Source organism: Flavobacterium sp. 11 (assembly GCF_002754315.1).
In the GTDB taxonomy this organism is placed as follows: domain Bacteria; phylum Bacteroidota; class Bacteroidia; order Flavobacteriales; family Flavobacteriaceae; genus Flavobacterium; species Flavobacterium algoritolerans.
This window is the reverse complement of record NZ_PEFE01000001.1, coordinates 3,136,414-3,160,384: the sequence shown is the minus strand read 5'-3', so window position 1 is coordinate 3,160,384 and position 23,971 is coordinate 3,136,414. Positions and strand designations below refer to the sequence as shown.

Below are 23,971 nucleotides of genomic sequence, written 5' to 3'. Positions count from 1 at the left end.
AATAATTTGGAGGCAAATGTCTTTTAAAAACTTATTTATATACTATTGACTTATTGCTTGAAAATTTTAGAAAAAGGTAAAAGCCTTAGGGAAACATATAATTCCAAGAAACTACTTGGTTTGTTTTATAAATATGTTTTCAGCTGATTTTAAAAAATAACTCAAAGAATACTTTAAACAATAACTCACAGAGGTAATATTGTTAGTTCATAAATTGTGAAACAAAAAAAACTCTAGCCAAAGCTAGAGTTTAAAGTATAATTGTATCAAAATCTATTCCTCTTCCATAGTATGATATACGTTCATCACATCATCATCCTCCTCTAATTTTTCAATTAGTTTTTCTACATCAGCGACTTCAGCTTCTGTAAGTTTTTTGGTAATTTGAGGGATTCTTTCAAATCCGGAAGAAAGAATTTCAAGTCCTCTATTTTCTAATTCTTTTTGAATGGTTCCAAAACTGCCAAAAGGAGCATATATTAAAATACCATCTTCATCTTCAAAAATCTCTTCAGCACCAAAATCGATTAATTCTAATTCTAATTCTTCAGGGTCGATTCCGTTTGCCGGAATTCTGAAATTACACGTGTGATCAAACATAAATTCAACAGAACCTTGAGTTCCCATAGTTCCATTGCATTTGTTAAAATAACTTCTAACATTAGCAACAGTTCTGTTATTATTATCTGTAGCTGTTTCAACTAGAATTGCAATTCCATGAGGCGCATATCCTTCAAATAAAACTTCTTTATAGTTGGCGGTGTCTTTATCAGTAGCTTTTTTAATGGCACGTTCTACATTTTCTTTTGGCATATTTACTGCCTTTGAATTCTGGATTACGGCTCTTAATCTTGAATTGGCTTCAGGATTTGGTCCGCCTTCCTTTACGGCCATTACAATATCTTTACCAATTCTGGTAAATGCTTTGGCCATTGCTGACCAACGTTTCATTTTTCTACCTTTTCTAAACTCAAACGCTCTTCCCATTTCTATTTTTTATTTTGAACTGCAAAAATACAGTTATTAGTTATTTTTTCAAAAATTTTTATTAATCAATTGGCACGTGCTTTGAAATAAAACTATCACCGGTTACATTCCAAAAATTGATTGTATTTGCACGCTCTGAATTGAATTTATTATTGTTAGCATTATAATTACCAACTTCTTTATTCAACTCGTTTACCAATTTATTGAAATTATCCACTTCTTCCTTTGATCTGGAAGCGACTGATTTGTTATCCATTATTTTTTTAGTCTCTTGAAATTTCTGATTGAGCATCATAAAAGCAACTACTTTAGGACTAAATTCTAACGCTTCTTTTTTACTGAATTCCAATACTTTTTTGGTAGCATTTACCAGTATTAAATCATTATTGTAGGCTTTAAATGTTTTTAGTTTATCCAAACCCTCATTCGAATATTGTTCTAATGCATTACTGTTTTGTTGAATAGCATTCAAATTGTTTTCAGCAATGGCATTCATCATAAGAGATTCTGTAAAATTTACTTTGAAAAAAATCAGAAATAATTGGGTATGATTTTCAAAAACTTCATTGGAGATTTTCATTTTTTTACCCAATTCACTTTTATCTTCTCCAATTTGGATTCCATATTTAGTTGCAAATATTTTTTGGTTGGCATTCAATTTATCCACTTCTTCATTGATTTTAGTATTGACCAAGTCTCTTGCCAAAATAAAAGCTTCCATAAAATCATAGGATTGTTCCGCCACTTCCTGCATGTTTATGATTTTTTCATATTCCTGATTGATTTGTTTTTCAGAAATTGATAAATAAGCTAGTAGTTGGTCTTTATATTCAACATCACCTTTATATCCATCTTTTAAAGCTTCTATTTTTTTAGTGGCATTTTGAATACTTTTTACCAATGTTTTACGCGTTACATCAATTCTTCGGGCATTTTTACTATGTGCAACTGCCGAAGTGTATTTCCATGTTGTTCGAGAAATAGCATCAGTTTCTTTACCAATGTAATTCAAATAGTCAACAGGAGTTTTGAATTCTTGCGCATTAGAAAAGGTAATTGTAATTAAAAAGAGGAACGAAGTAAAGGTTAGTTTCATTTTTTTGGTTGGTTATTTATTTAAATTCTTATAATCGTTTATTATGGCAATTGCTTCTTCTAAATAAGGATTGTTTTTCACCTCTTTGATTTTATAGCGATTAATATCTTGTTGAAAAACATCAAATTTTAATTGCTCCAAATCAAAGGAATTATTCGAAATGGTACTGTTACTTTCGCTTTCCACAATTTTTTTGACTTTTTTCCAAAGCGAATCAATTTCATGAATATCATTGAATACATCTTTAAAAACTAAGCGAGTCGGTTTTTTGGGATTGTTATAAAGTGCATTTATCTGCTTGTTGGCCAAATTAATTTCATTGAAACGAGCGGCATTTTTTACTCTTGAATTACTTAATTCGACTATTTTGGGGAAATAGGTTTTTGAAAACGGATTAAATCTTGCTTTTGTGGTAATCATATCATATTTCAAAGCTGTTTTAAAACTAATTTCTCGCTGAATGATGCTGTCAAATAAAACCGGTACCGCAATATCTGGAACAATCCCTTTTATTTGGTGGCTGTCGCCAGTAATTCTGTAGAATTTTTCAATAGTTAGTTTTACAAAACCCTGTTGATTGTTTTCGTCCAATGGTAGAATAGTTTGCATGGAAGCTTTCCCCAACGATGTACTGCCAATGATGATTGCCCGGTTATAATCCTGCATTGAGGCCGCAAAAAATTCGCTTGCAGATGCTGAATTTCCGTTGATTAACAGCACAATTGGACCATTGTATGCGCTGCCACGATTCCCGTCTTTCAGAATGGTTTGCTTGTTTTTATTATTAACCAAAACTGATACTGGACCAATATCTAAAAACATTCCGGCTAATTTAATGGCTTCTTCCATTGATCCACCGCCATTGTCTTGAAGATCGATTACTAAACCTTCAACATTGTCTTTTTGAAGTTTCACAATTTCCTTGGCAACATCATCAGCGCAACCTTGAATAGAATATCCGTCGAAATTAGAATAAAAACTAGGAATATTGATGTACCCAATTTTAGTTTCTGCTTCGGCAATGTAACTGAAAACAGCATTTTCAGTGGCTTTCATTACTTGCTTTCTCAGGCGTACAGATTGTATTGTTCCATTTTTTTTCTGAATGGTCAACTCAATTTCTATACTCGAATCAGAAAAAATCAATTCTCCAATTTTTTCTATGGATGAGCAGGAAACAGAATATGCATCTCCTTTGTTATTAGACACTTTCAGGATTACATCATCTTTTTCAAACTTATCCGTTTTGGCTGCTGGACCACCGGGGACAATTTCTTCGATGATAATTTCCTCTTTTTCATTAAATCCAATATTTAATCCCAATGAAAGATTGCTCGTTGATAAACCCGACATAAAACTGGATTTAGCATCCATTGAAAAATAATTGGAATGAGGATCAAAATAGGTGCAAAAAATATTCAAAAAATTATTTTGAAGGTCATTTTCTAATCTGTTAGTGTCTCCAAGAATACTATTTACTTTGCATAAGTTGGTGTCAAATATTTTTGCTTTAGAAGTTTTTTCGAGCTTTGAAAAATTCTGCGTCAGTGAATCTAAATTCGAACTCAATTTAGAAATGTCTTCCAGAATATCATACTTAATTCTCTTTCTCCAAACTCTTTCGATATCCGTTAAAACCAAATCAAAAGGGAAGTTTTTCTTCGAAAATTTAACTGAGTCATTCGTATTGTAATCAAAAGTCTCCTGTTGTATCTTTTCTAAAATTTTCTTTTTTCGGACTAAAGCCAATTTATAAACAGCAACAAAATCACTCATAAAAGAACAATTATTCTGTAAGATATAATTGTCCAGTTGAAGTCTATGCTCACATAGTTTTTGATATTCAATCTTGGTAAACAAGTTTCGGTTAGAGTCCAAAACATCCAAAAAACTATCAAAAACAAAAACCGATAAACTGTCGTCTACCGGTTTTGGTTGGTAATGTTCGCGTTGTATTAACGCATTTATTTTAGAAAGTGTTTCACAAGTTTTTGCATCATTTTGACCCAAAAGTGAAAATGTAGTCAGCAACAATACAAGTGAAAGTTTTTTCATTTATTTTTATTTCTTGTAAAAAGGTAATTTCACCACTTTTGCAGGAACATCATTTTTACGGATTCTGATAAAAATGTCACTTTCCAAAGCACTATTTTCAACAGTTACATAACCCAAACCAATTCCTTTATTCATGGATGGAGACATTGTTCCCGAAGTTACAATTCCGATTACATTTCCTGAAGCATCAACAATTTCGTAATCATGTCTTGGCACTGCACGTTCTTGCATTTCAAAAGCGACTAATTTTTTAGTAACTCCTGCTTCTTTTTGTTTTTTTAGATTTTCTGAATTCGTGAATTCTTTAGTGAACTTCGTAATCCATCCCAAACCAGCTTCCAGTGGTGAAGTCGTATCGTTGATGTCATTTCCGTACAAACAGAAACCCATTTCTAATCGCAATGTATCACGAGCCGCAAGACCAATTGGCTTGATGCCAAAAGGGGCACCTGCTTCAAAAACTTTATTCCAAATTTGTTCTACTTCTGAATTTTTGCAATAAATCTCAAAACCTCCAGAACCCGTATATCCTGTAGCCGAAATAATTACGTTTTCGATACCGGCAAAATCACCCACTTCAAAATGATAATACGGAATCGCTGATAAATCTTTTGAAGTTAAAGATTGCATCGCTTCAACTGCTTTTGGTCCTTGAATCGCCAATAATGAATAATCATCAGATAGGTTTCTCATCTCTACACCCAAATCATTATGAGCCGAAATCCAATCCCAATCCTTATCAATATTCGAAGCATTTACCACTAATAAATATTGCTCTTCTTTCATTTTATAAACAATCAAATCGTCTACAATTCCACCGTCATTGTTCGGTAAACATGAATATTGCGCTCTTCCTATTGTCAAAGTTGAAGCATCATTCGAAGTCACTTTTTGAATCAAAGCCAATGCATTTGGACCCGTAAGCAAGAATTCACCCATGTGAGAAACGTCAAAAACACCCACGGCATTACGTACCGTTTCATGTTCTGCATTCACACCTTCATATAAAATGGGCATATTGTATCCGGCAAACGGAAGCATTTTTGCTCCCAAACTCTCGTGTATGTGCGTAAGCGCAGTATTTTTCATTGTGTTTTAATATAAAATTTGAAGTCGCTAATTTATTGATTTTATTTCGGGTGACAAAGGCGGAGCGAAGCAAAGTTTAAAGTTTCAAACGTTTTCGGAATAATTCGTGCTGTAGGATTTATAGTCATTTTTTTTAGGAGCTAATTCCTGCTATTCGCTCTATCTTTAATTAAAGCTTCCAGCCTTCAAAAGGCTAGAAGCTTTAATTAAAGGATGCCGCTGCTATCAGGGCTAGGGAATTTAGGTCCAATTAATGAATTTGTTTCCTATTAAATTCGTAATTTTAAACAAACAAATTTCAATGACGAATCCCATTTACATCAACCAAAAAGAAATCCTGAAACGCTACAAACAGCCAGATAAGCATACTCACAAAGGAATTCAGGGACACGCTTTAATCATTGGCGGAAGTTATGGAAAAATAGGAGCAGTAAGTTTGTCTGCCAAAGCTTGTTTGAAAACAGGTTGCGGATTAGTCACCGTTTTTATTCCGAAATGTGGCTACACAATTCTGCAAACCGCCATTCCCGAAGTTATGGTTCTTACAGATATTCAAGAGGAAAAAATTTCTAATATCACTTTCGAAATTACACCACAAGCTATAGGAATTGGTCCCGGTTTAGGTCAGGAAATTGAAACCCAAAATGCAGTGCATCAGTTTTTAAAAACAAATAAAAGCCCTTTGGTATTGGATGCCGATGCCTTGAATATTGTATCCCAAAACAAAGAATGGCTTTCTTTTGTACCGCCTAAAACAATCTTAACGCCACATCCCAAAGAACTGGAGCGATTAATTGGAAAATGGCATTCCGAAGAAGAAAAAATGAGTATGGCAATCTCTTTTTCAAAACAATACCAAGTTATAATTGTAATGAAAGGTGCTCCAACCCGAATTATCGATGGAGAAACTGTCTATGAAAACACCACCGGAAATGCCGCTCTCGCAACCGCAGGAAGTGGTGATGTTTTGACGGGAATGATTACCAGTTTACTGGCACAATCCTATGAACCCATTAGCACCGCGATTCTAGGGGTTTACCTCCACGGATTAACGGCTGATATTGCGTTGCCTGAAACCGGTTATCAATCTTTTATCGCTTCAGATGTTATTGAAAATATCGGGAAAGCCTTTTTGAGTTTAGAAAGTTGAGATATTCTCTAAATTAACTACTTTTAAGAACTCAATGATTAGAAAATACTCATGCAATATGAAAAAAATTAAATTATTTTTCTTCGTTTTTATCTTTATTTCTTGTTCTCAGAAAGAGAAAATTATTGAAGGGGATCTAGCTTTTAAGTCGGTTGATATTTCTAATTATTATGGCTTAGATCAGAAGAGCATTGATAAGTTTGAAAAAGAACTTGATAGTATGCGTCAAATTAAAAATCCTAGTGCAAATGATGTATCTGTTTTAAATTATTTCGATGCTTTAAAAAAGTACAATGTAATAAAGTCACCTTGGATTAGGCTTAAAATAAAAGACTCAATCAGAAAAGTTTATTTAAAAGAGAATGATTTTAAAAAATTAAAGAATTATAATTCAAATGATTTGATTTTAAATAATAAAAAAGTAGCCCTAAAAATGAACATTGAAACTAGAGGGAACAAAATTTATTATTGCAAAGAGTTAATTTCTGTAAAAGAAGTTTATGGTGAAACTTACACCAGTAAGTAATAATATAATTTCCCGTTTTAGTAATTACTAATACAAAATCAAACTTACTTATTTGTAAGTTTGTATCCAAGCAAAATTGCTTTATCCAATTCGATTATGGAAAAAACTCCCCATCTTAGAACCGTAAATGTTACGCGATACATCACCCCGTTGCGGGAAGGCGGTTCTTTGCCTGCGCTCGCTGAAGCCGACGATGATTATAAATATGTATTGAAATTCAAAGGTGCCGGACACGGCGTAAAAGCCTTGATTGCCGAATTAATAGGCGGAGAAATTGCCCGTGTTTTAAACCTAAAAATGCCGGAACTCGTTTTCGCAAATCTCGACGAAGCTTTTGGACGTTCAGAAGGCGACGAAGAAATTCAGGACTTGCTTCAAGGCAGTCAGGGACTCAATTTGGCATTGCATTATTTATCTGGAGCCATAAATTTTGATCCTGTTGTCACTTTGGTTGACCCAAAACTAGCTTCCCAAATTGTTTGGTTGGATGCTTTTATTACAAACGTGGACAGAACGTTTAGAAACACCAATATGTTGATTTGGCATAAAGAATTATGGCTGATCGATCACGGTGCCAGTCTTTATTTTCATCATTCGTGGACCAATTGGGAAAAGCATGCACAAAGCCCTTTTGCATTGATAAAAGACCATGTATTGTTGCCTCAGGCTTCCTTGTTGCCAGAAACAGATGTGATATTCAAAAAAATATTGACTGATGATGTACTGCAAAATATCGTGAATCTGATTCCAGAGGATTGGTTGCAATGGGAAGATACCGATGAAACTCCGGAAGCCATTCGAGAAGTCTATTTCCAGTTTTTATCCATACGTTTGAACCATTCCGAAATTTTTATAAACGAAGCACAAAATGCAAGAGAAGCACTTATATGAGTATGCCGTAATCCGGGTTGTGCCAAGGGTAGAACGCGAAGAATTCCTCAATGTGGGTATTATTCTCTTTTGTAAAAAAGCGAAGTTTATAAAAGTGCTTTGCTCGATGAACGAAGCCAAACTGCAACTATTTTCAGCCGATTTAGATCTAGAACAATTGCATTTAAACTTACAAGCATTTGAGAAAGTGGCGCATGGCGAAAAATCAGGTGGACCAATAGGACAATTTGATATTCCATCGCGTTTCCGTTGGTTGACAGCACTTCGCAGCTCTGCCATTCAAACCTCAAGACCGCATCCGGGATTGTGTGATGATTTGGAAAAAACAACGCAACGCTTGTTTGAAGAAATGGTATTATAAATAAATTGAAAAAGAAAAACTGTTGGAAAGTCATTTCGCAAACAAAACACTCTTTTGGAGTCAACATTAGAACATTAAAAATTAAGAAATACTATTCAGGTGACGCGCAAGATGCATGCCCATACTAAAGCAAGCCTGAAGAAGATAGCCTCCGGTGGGTGCATCCCAGTCCAGCATTTCGCCAATACAATAATGACTTTTCTTGTTTTTAAATTGGAAATTTTCATCCACAGCATGCAGTTGAACACCGCCTGTTGTTGATATTGCGTCGTTCAATAGGGCAGAGCCGGTGATTTCGATACTCAGTTTTTTAATGTTTTGTGCCAATAATTCCGGATTTAGGTAGGTTTCTTTCGAAAGGTATTTTTTCAAAAGTCCAACCTGTGCAGCACTCAATTTAATTTCTTTTTGTAGTGTTTCGCTCGTCTTTTTAAAGGTTGATTTTTTGATCTTTTGAAGCAAATCATCATACCGTAACGTTGGTTTCATATCCAGAAAAATTGTTGCCTTTTGTTGGCTTTCCAATTCCTTTCTAATCTGTGGACTCAGGGCATAAATCGCATTCCCTTCTAAACCGAAACGTGTGATTACCGCTTCGCCTTTTTGTCTTTTATTCAAACAGCTTATGGCGATATTTTTAAGCGGACTGCCTTCATGTTCCAAAATAAAATCTTCCGGCCAGTTCACACGATACGCACAATTGGATGATTGAAACGGAACGATAGCAATATCTTGCTTTTCGAACAAGTCAAGCCAAGTGCCATCTGAACCGGTTACTTTCCAGCTCCCACCGCCCAAGGCAAAAATGGTATAATCTGATTGTATTGCTGTATCCGTATTGAAAATAATAGCATCGTCGCTGGTCCAACCTTTCCAAGTATGTTGGTATTGAATAGCAACACCTTGTTTAGTCAGAACATCCAGAATTGCTTTGAGCACTGTTATGGGTTTGATGCCACTTTCAGGATACACCCGTTTGCTGCTGCCGATGTAGGTTGGAATACCGATAGAATCAATCCATTTCCGAAAATCGTCGTTGTCAAAATCAAGGAGTGCTTTTTCCAGAAAATGGGGTGGCGTATAGCGCGCAATCAACTCAGCAATTGGTTCTGAATGGGTGAGGTTAAATCCTCCTTTTCCCGCCACCAGAAATTTTCTTCCTAGTGTTTTATTTTTTTCGTAGATGGTAACGGTAAATTTTTGACAATCGAGTAATGCAGCGAGTATAAGTGCTGCGGGACCTCCTCCAATAATTGAAACTGATTTCTTCACGCTGCAAAAATACGGTTTGTTTTACCCATTAACGCTGATATGGATTTTTATATTCGGTATTGTATTTGTAAAGCAAAAAAAGGCTGTCCAAAATCATTTTGAACAGCCTTTTTTATAAAAATAATGCTAAACCTAATATTTCGCCGATTCTCCAGCTTTAGGCAAGGATTGTTTTATAAATTGTCTGATATCTTCGTTGGCAGTTTCCAAATCTACTTTTCGTAAGTACATCATGTGACCGCTTCTATAGCCTTTCCAGGACATTCTGTCTTTAAGTCTTCCGCTTGGGTCCATTTGCCACATGTTGTATTTTGAGTTAAAATAATCGCAGGCTCCGTCATAATACCCAGACTGAACCATAACATGCAAATATGGATTTTGTGCCATGGCTTGACGCAGGTTTTCTCCGGTTTTATCATTGGAATCATCCCAAGGTCTCACGGAGCCAAACATATTGTATTTGAAATCGGTTTTGTAGTTTAGATTATTACGCAAGTACATATTGATGGCAGGAGTAAAGGAGTGGAGCCACGAAGTAAGTTCGGCATTGAAATCAGGCCCGTCACCAGCCGCTTTACGGTCAATTCCTTTGTAGCGGGAATCTAATCTTCCTACCGTAAAACCTTGATCGCGCAATAATTCTTTCCAGAAATAATCATACGGTACGTCTAAATTATTTTGCAAAACCACTTTTTCCGAAAGTCCGGAATAACGTGCTATTTTAGCGGCCATTTCTTTTCTTTTTTGGTCGTCTAATGCGCCTCCTTTGCTCATTGCGGGCAGTAGCTCATTGATGGTGAAGTCTTCCACTTCAGGTAACATGGCTGTTAAATCTTTGTTCTGTAAATCAGCAGGCAGCATTTTGTGATACCAAGCAGTAGCCGCAAAATAAGGCAGTTTCAGTGCCGCTTCAGAAGCGACTCCACGAGTGATTCCCAGTTCAGTTGGCGATACGAGAATTACACCGTTCAGATACATCCATTCGCTGTTTTGCAATTCTAGCGCCAATCCCGAAACGCGTGTGGTACCGTAGCTTTCACCAATCAAATATTTTGGTGAAGCCCAACGATTGGTTCTGGATACAAATCCATTAATCCAATCGGCGAGGTATTTAATGTCGGCATTTACACCAAAGAATTTAGTGGTTGGTATTTCTTTGCTCGTTGCTCTTGAATACGCGGTATTAACCGGATTTACAAAAACAATATCGGCAACATCCAATATCGAATATGGATTTTCCTTGATTCCATAAGGCTGTAACGGATAGCCTTCGTCATCAATATTGATTAAACTTGGACCGGTATAGGCAATCTGCATCCACACCGAAGCCGAACCTGGACCGCCATTGAAGGAGATAACCAAAGGGCGGGCGGCACGATCCTTTACATCGGAGCGTTCGTAATACGTATAAAATAAACCGGCTATAGCTTTTCCGTCTTCGTCCCAAACCGGCATTGTACCAGTGGTGGCTTTGTAAGGCACTTTTTGACCTTTGATAGTTGTAGTATGTTCCGTCACTACATGCGAATCCGGATTGAAAGTAAGATTTGCGGCTGAACTTTCTTCTTTTGGCGCGGTAGGCGTTGTGGGTGTTTTTGAAGGCTGGGCATGCAAAGCGGTAAAAAATCCAACGAAGAGCAAGGATAGTACTGTTTTTTTCATAAATGAGATTGGTTTGGGGTATTTCAATACCGTTTTTCGGATATAATTTTGACAGCACTAATATATTGCTTTTTAATAGAGTGACAAAAAGCAGCATAGTAATTTCCAAACCATGAAACCTTATTTGGGCGTAACCCCAAAGCAGAAAATTCCCTTTTCCATTCCCGCAACTGCAGCTTTGGGGTCGGGCTTTTGGCTCTATCTTTATTTTTTTAAAGAAAAAAAATAAAGGATGCCGCCGCAATCCCTTACGCGAACATCCCGAAAAAGGATAGAATCTTTGGTAATCGCTAGATTTTATTTTCTTGAAATAACGCTTCCAATTGTTCCAAACAAGCCGTAATACCTTGTTCAAAGCCCATTTCAATCATGGTTTCAATCTCTTTTTCATTAGAATAAAACATCTTGAATTCAACCAAAGTACCGGATTCTGTAGTCGTAAAAACAATAGTTCCTGTAGCAACCGGCAACGAAGTGTTTACAGTTCCCTCTTCGTCACAAAAACTATCTTTAATTTCAAAACTTAAATGGGGTGTTATGGCTGTATAATCCATTCTTCCCCAATGTTTTTCATTTTCGGGCCCCACCATCGCGTACAACCAATAACCGCCAACAGAAAAGTGCATCGATTTGGTTTCGGCTTTCCAAGGTTTTGGTGCCCACCATTGTTCCAATAATTCACTTTCAGTATACGCACGCCAGACTTTTTCAAGTGGCGCAGTGAATGTTCTGGAAACCAGAATTGTTTTTTCTTCTAAATCTTTTACAACAAGTGTTTTGCTATTAGTTGCCATTTTATTTCGATTTAAGATTGATTATACTAGTTCTAAACCCTTTTCTCCAAGACAATAAATTCCAAAGGCACTTCCGTAATTGGAATATGAACATCGCTTGCCGGAAATGGTTCTCTTGCTCCCGTATCCAAATAACCGTTGCGTTTGTACCAAGCAATTAATTCTTCCCGAACGGAAATTACAGTCATAACAATTTTTGGCAATCCCAATGCCGAAGCATGAATTTCAGCCTGTTGCAATAATTTTTTTCCAACGCCACTATTTTGCAATTCTGGCGAAACCGTCAGCATTCCTAAATATAATTGTTGCTCTTTTTCAATCAACAATACGCAACCTATAATCTGGTTATTCTCTGTAAATTTCAGAATCGTATTTTTTGGGTTTTGAATCGTTTCTATTAGTTCTTTTTCAGTGGTTCTGAGTCCTTCTAAAATGTTCGCTTCAGTGGTCCATCCTTTTTTAGAAGATTCGCCACGATAGGCTGAATTGATTAATGTATTTAATAAGGAAACGTCTTCTGTTGTTGCTTTTGTAATCATGGATACTACTTCTATTCTAGGGTTATTGCTTTATGTTTTTCAAAGGTAAAAAAAAGGGATTAATCACTCGTTTTTTTTAATAAAATAATTTACATAATATTGATAATCAGTGTATTTAACTATTAAGCAAGGATTTTTTTTTACCTTTGAGCAAAGAAACTGTACAACAATTTAATACATACAATTATGAAAAATTTAAATATTTTTTTGGTAATACTGATGGCTTGTGTACTAAACATAGCGCCTGTATTAGGGCAATCAACCGCTAAAAAGAATAAAATTATTGCTGACAGCAAAACAGCAAAAGCGGAGTTCATTAAAAGTGACCCGTTGATGAAAGCACTTTTTGATAAAGCCTATGGTTATGTTATTTTTCCTAATGTTGGAAAAGGAGGAATAGGTGTTGGAGGAGCAGCTGGTAACGGCGTGGTCTATGAGCAGAACAAGCGAATAGGAATGGCAAAATTAACGCAATTGAGCATAGGCTTTCAGGCTGGTGGACAAGCCTATCGGGAGGTGATATTTTTTGAAACAAAAAACGAAATGAACCGTTTTAAAGAAAGCCGATTCGAGTTTTCCGCACAAGCCTCAGCGGTAGCCGTAACTGAAGGCGCTTCGGCAAATGTAAAATATACCGATGGCGTGATGGTGTTCACCATGCAAAAGGGCGGACTCATGTACGAGGCATCGATTGGCGGACAGAAGTTTAAGTTTAATAACTTGTGATAAAACAAAACGGCTGTGAAATTTTCTCAGCCGTTTTGTTTTTAGTAGGTATATTGAAATGCTGTAATCATTTCTTTTTCGTCTCAAATAAAATGTATTTTTTGAATACGTATTTCCAAGGCATGAAAAGTATTGGAATGATAATTCCGGTGAACATATACGCCATTCCTTCGGCTGGTGAACCTTTGAGCGTTCCTGCTGACCATAAAGGATAAGCAACAACAATAAGCCAAAGTCCTTTATAAAAAATCATAAAAAGCATAATGGGTAACATGCGCAACGTATGGAACACCCCTAAAAGCGCCAATGTAGAGTAAGCGGCCCAAGTGCACCAAGCTACAGCTCTTGTAGGATCCCATTCCCCTTGATGGGTAAGAATAACGGTCCAGGAATCTGTGGCAACAAAAACAAACATTAACGCGAAAAACAGCCGCATTACATAAATATTGATTCTTCGAACCCCTTCGTAGTTTTCGTAGTCTGGAAGAAAAATATTTTTGATACTGAACTTTGATTGCTTTGGTACTTGCTCTGTTGTGTTCATCTTTTTTCTATTTGGTTTTTATTGTAGTGCCAAGGTATAAAAAAAGCTACATCCTTTTAAGTCAGTAGCTTATTTTGTTTTGTTATTGGTCACGAGCGGGACGCTCACGTTAGCGGGGAGTATATTTAGATTAATTTTCGGTTTAACACTAATTTTGCAAATACAAAACCAACTTTAGATTAAGCTTAAAACCCAAATTTTGTCAAACCTGTATTGTAATCTGTATTTATTCGGCTGGTTCTATTTCTTTTGCGTCTTTTTCAAACCAATCTTCAAATTGTCTCATAATGTTAATATCTGTCTGTTTGTTTTCAAATTCAATATATTCAACCTCTTTTTTGTCAATTTCTTCACCATAAATTTGTCTTATTTTTTGGTGAATTAAATTTTTATCAATCAAAGTTTTAATATAGTTGTATTGTTCTTTTGTGAAATTTGATTTATGAATCTCCGGATTACTTGTACTTGTCGCAGATGGAGTAAAAGTTATAAGTAATTCTTTAACTTTATTTGGTTGTTTACTAAATATTTGATTTAAGTATTCTATATATCCGATATTATCAAATGACAACCAAGTTGAAAGTAAAAAATTAATATTTTTTGGGTATTTTTCAAAGAGTGGAGTTTCTCCAGCTTCACTTAATGCTCGCTCTCTTAGAATTCGTGCAATTTCAATATTCTGTTCTTCTGAAAAAATATTTTCAGTTTTAGTTCTTCCATTTCGAAACCACTTATTTATTAAAAAAGAAAAATCAATAGGTACAGGATTTTCCATAAGTAATTTAGTAAATTCAAATGTTTCTTCAATTATTAAGTGCCTCTTTAATAATTGGAAAATAAAAATTGAAGATTGAGATTTTGCATCGTCATAACCAAAGCCAAAAAATGAGTCATTTGTTGGAAAAACTCTGCTTTTTATACATAATGCTAAAGATAATTTTTTAGAAGTTGTCCAGTCTAAATCTTCTTCATATGACCTTAATTTAAAAATAAAAGTATCTGCTGAAGTTTCTGTTAAAATACTATCTAATTTATCTGCAATATTATCTATTTCTAATATTTTAATTGAATTTACAAAATCATCAAATATTATATCTGAAATTTCACCATCAATTACTGTGTATGAAAAATATCTTTTAAAATAATCTGTAGAAACAATTCGTTTTTCTTTAAACCAATTTTTTTCCCCTTCGTGTTGAAACCTATTATGAAATGCTTCATTAAGTCTTGGAAACAAAAATTTAAGTAATGATAATACTGAAGATTTTTCTTTTTTTGATAAGTCAGTTGCCAGTATGTCTAAATGTTGAGTAAGTTCATCCTTTTTATCTTTAACATTTTGTTCAACACCATAGATATTCTCTGAAGAATATGAAGTAATAAAATAATTGGAGTTTAATTTTACAAATTCATAATGTCTTGGATAGAATATCTTTAAGGCCTCAATTAACATTAAATCTATATGGTTAATTTCACCTTTTAACAACGGTAAAGCAAATGATAAAGAGTTTCCATATCTAACTGCTAATCTTGGAGTTTTTAGGCGAAGTAATACACTCTCAGTAAATTGATATACAAATCTTTGTTCTTCACTTTGACTTAATTTAATTTCACTTTCATCAATAGCTTTGTCTACGAGTTCAAAACAATATGTTTTTAAAGCACTTATTTGTGCCTGAGGAATTTTAAGTGGAACTTGAATGATTTTTTCTAGAAAATTTTGACCAGACAATTCATTACCTGCACCAAATCTATCACCTATTGCAGATGCAACCATTATTTCATCAAATGAAAGGATATAAGTCGTATTTGAAAAATCACCTGTTAATTTAACTAATCTAAATAATGAATAGATTTCTTGTTTGTCTAATCTATCTATATCATCAACAAAAATTACAAGTTTACTTGTGCTTTCTTTCAAGAAGTCATCAATCTTATTTTTCCAATCTTCTAAATCTATTTCTGATAATGATTTTCCGATTTGTGTAAAATCTACACCTACAAAACCACCTAAAGCTCCATATTTTTCTATGAAATTACCTAATTTAATTTTTCGTTTTTCTAATTCTTTACCTAAGAGGTCAGCTATTTTCTTTAAAAAATTTCTAATTAAAGTATCTTCATCATTATACCTCCAAGGATTTAATTTAATTATTAAGATAGTATCATCTGTTTTAAGCTCTTGTTCTATGAAATTTTGAACAGATGTTTTCCCTTCTCCCCAAGCACCATAAATACCAATGACTATTCCATCTGGACTTTCTCTTTTTTGAATTGTTTCTGCAATTCTTTTTGAAAAATTATATCGTTGAAATCTATCTTGACTTTCATTTTCAACAGGTTTGTCAGATGAGAAATTTTGTTTCATTATATATTTTTGATTTTTAACGAAATGTTCTGGTTATATAGTTTACAAATTATATACTCGCTATAATTTATTTTTGGTACATAACAAACTTACTGATTTTACTTACAGAAAACTAATTCCCATAAAAAAAACCGACTGGAAATCACTTCTCAGTCGGTTTGTATTTGAAAAATTATATTTAATTTTTACGCCAAAAACGCTTTCAATTCCTCGTACGTTTTAATTTTTGTGCTCACTTTTTCTTTTCCTAAAACGCTTTCAATTTGTTTAGGAATAGGAAGTTTTACGTTTAATGTTGGCTCAACCGTATCCAAAAACTTTATTGGGTGGGCAGTTTCTAAGAAAATCCCAATCGCATTAGGGTGGTTTTGTAATTCTTTTTTCAAACCAAGATAACCAACCGCTCCGTGAGGTTCTGCGATATATCCGTCAGTATTATAAATGGTTTTCATCGCTTCTAAGGTCTCGGCATCTGAGAATGTAAATGAAGAAAAATCTTTTTTGAACTGCTCCAAATCATTGTGGTACATTTCCTGAATTCGGATGAAATTACTTGGATTTCCAACATCCATCGCATTCGAAATCGTCGCTATCGAAGGTTTAGGATCGTAAGTTCCGTTTTCTAAAAATCTCGGAACCGTATCATTCACATTGGTGGAAGCCACAAAATGTTCAATAGGCAATCCCATTTTTTTGGCAATGATACCCGCGCAAATATTTCCAAAATTCCCACTTGGGCAAGAGAAAACTAACGGTTTGTTTTGTTTTTTTAATGCTTTGTACGCAAAGAAGAAATAAAACATTTGTGGCAACCAGCGCGCAATATTTATCGAATTTGCCGAAGTCAAATTTTTATGTTTTAAACTTTCGTCAAGAAAAGCTTTCTTCACCATATCCTGACAATCATCAAAAACGCCGTCTACTTCAAGCGCTTTAATATTTTGTCCTAAAGTGGTCAATTGTCGTTCCTGAATATCGCTCACTTTCCCGGACGGATACAGGATTATCACTTCAACGCCTGTTACACCAAGGAAACCGCTGGCCACAGCACCACCAGTATCACCGGAAGTCGCTACAAGAACTGTGTTTTTGCTGTCTTTATTGTCTTTATTAAAATACCCTAAACAACGCGACATGAATCGCGCGCCTACGTCCTTAAAAGCCATCGTTGGACCATGAAACAATTCAAGGGAATAAATGCCTTTTTCGACTTCGACCACAGGGAAATCAAAACATAAGGTTTCGGCAATGATTTGTTTTAAAGTGTCTACGGGAATTTCGTCACCCACAAATTGTTGAATCGCTTGAAAAGCAATTTCTTCATTGCTTAAATTTTCGATTGTATCAAAAAAAGCAGGAGCTAAAGGGGTAATTGTTTCCGGAAAATACAATCCTTTATCAGTTGCTAATCCTTGTATTACGGCTTCTTTAAAAGAAACTTTGGGTGCGTTATGGTTTAAACTGTAATATTTCATTATGATTTTTGATTGAAGATTAACGATTTTTGATTTTTTTTTCGCAACATAAGTTACATCTGAAATGCTACGCCAGTTCGCTGACGCTCGGGTCAAAAATCGTTAGTCATAATTCTTAAATTATTTTTATCCCTTCATCATTCACTTTCGAAACGTGAATTTCGTAGGGTAAATTCATGGCGTCGTACACAGCGCTCATGGCTTTGGCGATTTTATTAGCGGTTGCTTCCCCTTTGCTTAAAGCAAAAATAGAAGGACCAGAACCCGAAATCCCGGAACCTAAAGCTCCGTTTTCGTACGCTGTTTTTTTGATTAAATCAAATCCCGGAATCAAAACACTTCGCAACGGTTCTACGATTTCATCATGTAACGAACGTCCGATTAAGTCATAATCTTTAGTATACAATCCAGCGACTAATCCGCCTACATTTCCCCATTGCGTGATGGCACTTTTTAAGGAAACAGTTTGTTTCAATACCGAACGCGCATCCGAAGTTTTCAACTCAATTTGAGGATGAACCACCGTAGCATACAATTCTGATGGACTTTCAATTTTGATAATATCCAACGGATTTGAACTTCGCACCAACGTAAATCCACCTAAAAGGGCAGGAGCAACGTTATCGGCATGAGCGTTTCCACTGGCTAATTTTTCGCCTTGCATGGCAAATAAAACTAATTCTTTGCGTGTAAATGGACGTCCCAATAATTCATTGATTCCAAAAACAGCTCCTGCTGAACTTGCAGCACTGCTTCCAATTCCGCTTCCGGCTTTGATGTGTTTGTAGATTTCGATTTCGAATCCAAATTCCGTTTCAATGGCTTCCAACATCGCTAAAGCCGCAACTCCAGCAACATTTTTTTCGGTTTCCAAAGGCAAGTCGGCGCCCACAATTTTAGTGATGCGAATCCCTTTTATATCGGATTTTCGAATAATCATTTCGTCCCCCGCAGTTTCTAAACACAGTCCAAGGACATCAAATCCGCAGGAAAGATTGGCGATTGTAGCGGGGCAAAATATTTTTATTTCATTCATAATTTTTTGTTTCAGGTTTAAAGTTTCAGGTTTAAAGTTGTTGCTAGTTGTAGAACTTGAAACTTTAAACAAAGAAAACTTTAAACTATTTCTTATACGTTTCCAATTCTAATCACATCAGCAAATATTCCTGAAGCGGTAACGGCAGCACCGGCACCGGCGCCTTTTATCAATAAAGGTTGGTCTACATAACGGTCCGTGAAAAACAATACGATATTGTCTTTTCCTTCCAGATTGTAAAAAGGATGGTCTTTCGGGATAAAACGCAACCCAACATTTGCTTTTCCGTTTTCAAATTGCGCTACGTATTTCAATCGGGAATCTTTGCTCAACGCTTCTTTATAAATAGTTTCAAAATGAGCTGCGTGTTCTATTAAAGATTTGAAAAAAGCTTCGTTATTTGTAGTGTCCAAACATTCAGCAGGCATAAAAGATTCATTGACAATCTCGTCAATTTCCATTTTATAACCGCTTTCTCGTATCAAAATTAATATCTTTCTGGCAACGTCAATTCCGCTCAAATCAATTTTTGGGTCTGGTTCTGTAAATCCTTGTACACCAGCTTCTTTAACAACGTCATGAAAAGTATTGTTTTCATTGAAATTATTAAAAATAAAGTTCAAACTTCCCGATAAAACGGCTTGAATTTTATTCACTTTGTCCCCTGAAGCAATCAGATTTTTTACGGTATCAATAATTGGTAATCCAGCTCCAACATTGGTTTCAAATAGAAACGGAGCATTGAACTGTCGGGATAGTTTTTTTAGTTTTTTATAATTATCGTACTCTGATGCACAGGCAATTTTGTTGCAAGTCACTACGGCAATATTGCGTTTTAAATACTGCTCATACGTTTTAGACACGCTTTCGTTTGCAGTAATATCAACAAAAATACTGTTGCGTAAATTGAGCTCTTTTACATTGTAAAGAAACTTTTCTTTATTGGCTTCTTCACCATTTTCTAAAGCAGATTGCCAATTTTTTAAGGAGATTCCGTCCTCGTCAAAATGCATTTTTCTGGAATTAGATAAAGCAATAACGCGTACATTTATTTTTAGATTGTCTTTCAGGAATTTATTTTGTTGGTAAATCTGTTCGATGAATTTCTCTCCCACATTTCCAACACCCATTACAAATAGGTTTAACTGTTTGGTATTTTCTTCGAAAAAGTTTTCATGCAGCGAATTCAAAGCTTTTTTCACATCTCTTTCGTTGATTACTGCCGAAATATTTCTTTCGGAAGCACCTTGCGCAATCGCTCTGATGTTTACGTTGTTTTTACCCAAAGTGCTAAACATTCGACCGCTTAAACCTTGATGATTTTTCATGTTCTCACCAACCAAAGCAATGATGCACAGGTTTTTTTCAACGATACAAGGATCGATTTTGTTTTGTAAAATCTCCACTTCAAAAGCGCGGTTGATAGCATCTTCTGCCACATCAGCATCTGAGTTTAGAATTCCGATACAAATAGAATGTTCCGATGAAGCTTGCGTAATGAAAATCACATTGATATTTTCATGTGACAAGACCTCAAAAAGCCTTTTGGAAGAACCGGTAACACCAATCATTCCGGGTCCTTCAAGCGTAATCAAAGTGATATTATCGATATGGCTAATTCCTTTTACAGGATTAGTGTGATCCATTTCCTGATTTGAAATATAAGTTCCCTCGGCTTCCGGTTCGAAAGTGTTTTTGATAAGAATTGGAATATTCTTTCTCAATACGGGCTGAATAGTTGGCGGATATAAAACTTTGGCACCAAAATGAGACAATTCCATTGCTTCCTGATAGGAAATAAAGGCGATAGGTTGGGCTTGTTTTACAATTTTTGGATTGGCAGTATACATTCCGTTAACGTCTGTCCAAATTTCCAAGTCAGTTGCATTTAATGCTCCGGCGAGAATAGCGGCAGTATAATCAGAACCGCCACGACCTAAAGTAGTATTGATTCCGTCCATCGATGCGGCAATAAATCCGGGCATTACAACCACTTGATTTTCATTCGAATCAAAAAATTCAGCAATTAATTGATTTGAAACTTCAAAGTTTACTGTGGCTTTTCCAAAATGATTGTCGGTTTTTATTAGTTCACGACTGTCTTTATAACTACTGTTTTTTAGATTTTGTTTTAATGCTTCGGCAATAATATAAGAGGACAATAATTCCCCAAAACTTAAAATAGTATCCGAAGTTCTAGGAGATAATTCCCCCAAAAGATAGCAACCATCCAACAGAGTTTCAAGATGATTGACGATTCTTTTTATATGACTTAACAAGCTGCTTTGCTCGCTTACAGGAATAAGTTCTTTTAAAGCGTCTAAATGTTTTTTCTCTAAATCGGCAAGGATTTCTTTAAAGCTTTCGTCGCCGGCAGCTGCTTTTTGAGAAGCAAGTTGAAGCAAATCGGTAATTTTGCTAAATGCAGAAACTACAACAATTAATTTTTCTTCTTTTGCTTTATTGATAATGATATCTAAAACCAGTTTTATATTTTGTGCATTGGCAACCGAAGTTCCACCAAATTTTAATACTTTCATTTTTGTTTATTTTATGTAAAAAATGCAAATGTTTCTTATATACCCAAGAACTTTCTTTCTTTAGAAAAAAAATATAATAATAGGATTATATGTAAAATGTATACCCCTAAGGGGTAGTAGTTGTTGTAGTAAATGTAACAGAAGAAGCAACCCAAAGTTGAGTTGTAATCGAAGAGTGATATGTTGTTCTGTTGTTTATCATTTGATTTTTCAAAAGTACAGTTTTTTATAAAAACGGAAACCTTTAATTTCGTTTTTGCGAATATTTTAATATTTCAATTTCATTCAAGGGAATATTGAACATTGTTTAGTTTTCAAGGTCTATGTTGAAGCTATTCGTATTTTTAGTGAAAAAATTAAACGAATTGGAATTCGTTTTATAGCTTTATAGAAATAATTAATTCCTGCAATAAAGCCGTTTTGAGTAGCTTTAGGAACTAATTCCGAAATTTATTGTAGCACTCGCACTAAATCTTAGTGCTTTATGTCTCACATTTTAAGTCAATTAATTTGTAACTTTTTATGCATAAAACTTAAGGTTAGTTTGGTTTTAGGTTTGAATTTTAAATTATCGTCAATAAATGTTGTTTATTAATATAGATTTATTGAATTTTACCCTTTAATTAGAAAGTAAAAATGGACAATACACATTATATAAGTACGCAATTACTCAGTTTTGAAACATTAGAAGAGATTATTTCTCATGGTAAATTATTGGCATTGTCTGAAGAAGCCAAAGTTAATATTCAAAAATGCAGGGATTATTTAGATAAAAAAATGGCTTCTCATTCAGATCCTATTTATGGTATAAATACAGGATTTGGCTCGCTTTGTAATGTAAAAATATCAAATGAGAACTTATCAAAGCTACAAGAAAACTTAGTGAAATCACATTCTTGCGGAACGGGTGAGGAAGTACCAACTGAAATTGTGAAATTGATGTTGTTGCTTAAAATTCAATCGTTGAGCTATGGACACTCCGGAATCCAATTGCAAACAGTGGAGCGATTGATTGCATTTTATAATAATGATATTCTACCGGTAATTTATACGCAAGGTTCTCTTGGAGCTTCAGGAGATTTAGCTCCTTTGGCGCATTTATCGTTGCCTTTATTAGGTGAAGGTGATGTGTATTTTGAAGGGAAAAAAGTGCATTCCAGTGAAGTTTTGAAACATTTTGATTGGAAACCAATTGTATTACAGTCTAAAGAAGGATTGGCTTTATTGAACGGAACCCAATTCATGAGTGCTTATGGAGCGCATATTTTGATGAAAGTCAGCAAATTTTCTTATTTGGCGGATTTAATCGGAACAATTTCATTGGAAGCTTTTGATGGAAGAATAGAACCTTTCCATGAATTGATTCATTTTATCAGACCTCATAAAGGACAAATTGTAACGGCAAATCGTGTAAAAGGATTTTTGGAAGGAAGCGAAATAATTGAACAAGTGAAAACACATGTTCAAGACCCGTATTCTTTTAGATGTATGCCGCAAGTTCATGGTGCATCAAAAGATGCATTTGATTATGTAAAGAAAGTTTTCAAAACAGAAATCAATTCGGTAACGGACAATCCAAATATATTTATTGAAAGTGACCAAATCATTTCTGGAGGTAATTTTCATGGACAACCATTAGCATTGGCATTAGATTTTATGGCAATTGCCTTGGCAGAATTAGGAAGTATTTCAGAACGAAGAACCTATCAGTTGATTTCTGGTTTGCGTAATCTTCCTGCATTTTTAGTGGATAATCCAGGGTTAAATTCTGGTTTGATGATTCCACAATATACAGCGGCCAGTATTGCCAGTCAAAACAAACAATTGGCAACTCCTGCCAGTATTGATAGTATTGTTTCGAGTAACGGACAAGAAGATCATGTAAGTATGGGAGCAAATGCTGCTACAAAAGCGTTACGTGTTTTGGATAATCTGGAACGAATTTTAGCAATCGAACTAATGAATGCTTCGCAAGCTATTGAGTACAGACGACCGTTGCTATCGAGTGATTTTATTGAAATGTTTTTAAGTGCATATCGTGAGGAAGTGCCATTGATAAAAGAAGACCGAATTTTGCATTATGATATTGAGAATACGGTTTCATTTTTAAATACTTTTCAAATAGAAAACGATTTGTTAATATTAGCTTAACATTAGGGTTAAATAATGCAGTAATTTTGCCGAACTAAATTTTAATGAAATGAACATAAATAATTTTTTCCAATTTTTGGTTCCTAAAGACAAAAAGTTCTTTCCTCTTTTTGAGGAAGCTTCTAGTAATTTAATTGAAATTGCTACAAACTTACACGAAGCTGTAAATCTTCCTTTGAAGGAACGTGAAGTTCTTTTTCAAAAAATTGATGCTTTAGAGCAAAAAGGAGAAGATATTACTCGTCAAACAAATTTAGAGTTGAGTAGAAACTTCATTACTCCATTTGATAGAGAAGACATTCACTCATTGATTACTTCAATAGATAACGTTGCGGATAACCTTCACGGTGCAGCAAGTAGAATGAAGTTATATCAAGTAGATAAAATCACAAAATCAATCAGAAAGTTGACTGAAATCAATCTTGAAGCTTGCCAAAACATTGATGTTGCGGTAAGAGAATTAAGAGATTTGAAAAAAATCAAGAATATTACTGATGCTTGTGTTAGAATTAACAAGTTAGAAAATAAATCAGATAATGTTTATGATAAAGCAGTTCTTGATTTATTCGAAAACGAAACGGATGCGAAAAACATTATCAAGTACAAAGAAGTATTATCAGTTTTAGAAACTGCTGCTGATAAATGTAAAAGTGTGGCTAGTGTTTTAGAATCAATTTCTGTAAAACATTCTTAATTCAATCGGTTTTAT

Annotated in this window: 20 protein-coding genes; 7 read left to right on the top strand and 13 right to left on the bottom strand. The window is 34.7% G+C overall.

Annotation, left to right across the window (positions count from 1 at the left end):
- Positions 1 to 273: 273 nt before the first annotated feature.
- The 4 genes from CLV00_RS13730 to gcvT all read right to left on the bottom strand — a co-directional run bounded on the left by CLV00_RS13730 (position 274) and on the right by gcvT (position 5,227).
- On the bottom strand, positions 274 to 987 hold the full coding sequence (locus tag CLV00_RS13730) for a YebC/PmpR family DNA-binding transcriptional regulator (RefSeq protein WP_099715711.1): 714 nt from the start codon (positions 985 to 987) through the stop codon (positions 274 to 276).
- 61 nt (positions 988 to 1,048) lie between these two features.
- Positions 1,049 to 2,083 carry a hypothetical protein gene (locus CLV00_RS13725; protein ID WP_099715710.1) on the bottom strand — a complete coding sequence of 345 codons (1,035 nt, stop codon included), beginning with the start codon at positions 2,081 to 2,083 and terminating at the stop codon, positions 1,049 to 1,051.
- 12 nt (positions 2,084 to 2,095) lie between these two features.
- On the bottom strand, positions 2,096 to 4,138 hold the full coding sequence (locus tag CLV00_RS13720; RefSeq protein WP_099715709.1) for a S41 family peptidase: 2,043 nt from the start codon (positions 4,136 to 4,138) through the stop codon (positions 2,096 to 2,098).
- 6 nt (positions 4,139 to 4,144) lie between these two features.
- Positions 4,145 to 5,227 (bottom strand): glycine cleavage system aminomethyltransferase GcvT, encoded by a 1,083-nt coding sequence (gene gcvT, locus CLV00_RS13715; RefSeq protein ID WP_099715708.1) that lies wholly within the window; start codon positions 5,225 to 5,227, stop codon positions 4,145 to 4,147.
- A gap of 301 nt (positions 5,228 to 5,528) precedes the next feature.
- Here gcvT and CLV00_RS13710 point away from each other — a divergent pair, with 301 nt between their 5' ends.
- The 4 genes from CLV00_RS13710 (at position 5,529) to CLV00_RS13695 (ending at position 8,155) form a co-directional block, all read left to right on the top strand.
- The gene (locus tag CLV00_RS13710) at positions 5,529 to 6,377 is read left to right on the top strand and encodes an NAD(P)H-hydrate dehydratase (RefSeq protein WP_099716355.1); all 849 of its coding nucleotides are present in this window, start codon (positions 5,529 to 5,531) and stop codon (positions 6,375 to 6,377) included.
- Between the two features lie 58 nt (positions 6,378 to 6,435).
- Complete coding sequence (locus CLV00_RS13705) at positions 6,436 to 6,903, top strand: hypothetical protein (RefSeq protein ID WP_099715707.1); 468 nt, start codon at positions 6,436 to 6,438, stop codon at positions 6,901 to 6,903.
- 96 nt (positions 6,904 to 6,999) lie between these two features.
- Positions 7,000 to 7,794 (top strand): HipA family kinase, encoded by a 795-nt coding sequence (locus tag CLV00_RS13700; protein WP_099715706.1) that lies wholly within the window; start codon positions 7,000 to 7,002, stop codon positions 7,792 to 7,794.
- Positions 7,772 to 8,155 carry a DUF3037 domain-containing protein gene (locus CLV00_RS13695; RefSeq protein WP_099715705.1) on the top strand — a complete coding sequence of 128 codons (384 nt, stop codon included), beginning with the start codon at positions 7,772 to 7,774 and terminating at the stop codon, positions 8,153 to 8,155. Before CLV00_RS13700 ends, CLV00_RS13695 begins: the two co-directional genes overlap by 23 nt.
- Positions 8,156 to 8,236: 81 nt before the next feature.
- On the opposite strand, the gene CLV00_RS13690 is transcribed toward CLV00_RS13695, so the two are convergent.
- The 4 genes from CLV00_RS13690 to CLV00_RS13675 form a co-directional block, all read right to left on the bottom strand.
- On the bottom strand, positions 8,237 to 9,427 hold the full coding sequence (locus CLV00_RS13690; protein ID WP_099715704.1) for a TIGR03862 family flavoprotein: 1,191 nt from the start codon (positions 9,425 to 9,427) through the stop codon (positions 8,237 to 8,239).
- A 132-nt stretch (positions 9,428 to 9,559) separates the two neighbouring features.
- Positions 9,560 to 11,089: a S10 family peptidase gene (locus CLV00_RS13685; protein ID WP_099715703.1), complete on the bottom strand. Its 1,530-nt coding sequence runs from the start codon at positions 11,087 to 11,089 to the stop codon at positions 9,560 to 9,562.
- Positions 11,090 to 11,379: 290 nt separating this feature from the next.
- On the bottom strand, positions 11,380 to 11,883 hold the full coding sequence (locus tag CLV00_RS13680; RefSeq protein ID WP_099715702.1) for an SRPBCC domain-containing protein: 504 nt from the start codon (positions 11,881 to 11,883) through the stop codon (positions 11,380 to 11,382).
- A gap of 32 nt (positions 11,884 to 11,915) precedes the next feature.
- Complete coding sequence (locus CLV00_RS13675) at positions 11,916 to 12,422, bottom strand: GNAT family N-acetyltransferase (RefSeq protein ID WP_099715701.1); 507 nt, start codon at positions 12,420 to 12,422, stop codon at positions 11,916 to 11,918.
- 219 nt (positions 12,423 to 12,641) lie between these two features.
- Here CLV00_RS13675 and CLV00_RS13670 point away from each other — a divergent pair, with 219 nt between their 5' ends.
- The gene (locus CLV00_RS13670) at positions 12,642 to 13,148 is read left to right on the top strand and encodes a YSC84-related protein (RefSeq protein ID WP_233206908.1); all 507 of its coding nucleotides are present in this window, start codon (positions 12,642 to 12,644) and stop codon (positions 13,146 to 13,148) included.
- Positions 13,149 to 13,215: 67 nt separating this feature from the next.
- On the opposite strand, the gene CLV00_RS13665 is transcribed toward CLV00_RS13670, so the two are convergent.
- From CLV00_RS13665 to thrA, 5 genes are all read right to left on the bottom strand, one after another.
- On the bottom strand, positions 13,216 to 13,692 hold the full coding sequence (locus CLV00_RS13665; protein ID WP_099715699.1) for a hypothetical protein: 477 nt from the start codon (positions 13,690 to 13,692) through the stop codon (positions 13,216 to 13,218).
- 226 nt (positions 13,693 to 13,918) lie between these two features.
- Complete coding sequence (locus CLV00_RS13660) at positions 13,919 to 16,060, bottom strand: P-loop NTPase fold protein (RefSeq protein ID WP_099715698.1); 2,142 nt, start codon at positions 16,058 to 16,060, stop codon at positions 13,919 to 13,921.
- A gap of 185 nt (positions 16,061 to 16,245) precedes the next feature.
- Complete coding sequence (thrC, locus tag CLV00_RS13655; RefSeq protein WP_099716354.1) at positions 16,246 to 17,535, bottom strand: threonine synthase; 1,290 nt, start codon at positions 17,533 to 17,535, stop codon at positions 16,246 to 16,248.
- A gap of 115 nt (positions 17,536 to 17,650) precedes the next feature.
- Positions 17,651 to 18,571, bottom strand: coding sequence for a homoserine kinase (locus tag CLV00_RS13650; RefSeq protein WP_099716353.1), 921 nt, complete (start codon positions 18,569 to 18,571; stop codon positions 17,651 to 17,653).
- A 92-nt stretch (positions 18,572 to 18,663) separates the two neighbouring features.
- The gene (gene thrA / locus CLV00_RS13645) at positions 18,664 to 21,111 is read right to left on the bottom strand and encodes a bifunctional aspartate kinase/homoserine dehydrogenase I (protein ID WP_099715697.1); all 2,448 of its coding nucleotides are present in this window, start codon (positions 21,109 to 21,111) and stop codon (positions 18,664 to 18,666) included.
- Between the two features lie 636 nt (positions 21,112 to 21,747).
- Between thrA and hutH the strand changes: the two genes are divergently transcribed.
- Positions 21,748 to 23,262: a histidine ammonia-lyase gene (hutH, locus tag CLV00_RS13640; protein WP_099715696.1), complete on the top strand. Its 1,515-nt coding sequence runs from the start codon at positions 21,748 to 21,750 to the stop codon at positions 23,260 to 23,262.
- Positions 23,263 to 23,311: 49 nt separating this feature from the next.
- Positions 23,312 to 23,956, top strand: coding sequence for a DUF47 domain-containing protein (locus tag CLV00_RS13635; protein ID WP_099715695.1), 645 nt, complete (start codon positions 23,312 to 23,314; stop codon positions 23,954 to 23,956).
- The last annotated feature ends 15 nt before the right edge of the window (positions 23,957 to 23,971 follow it).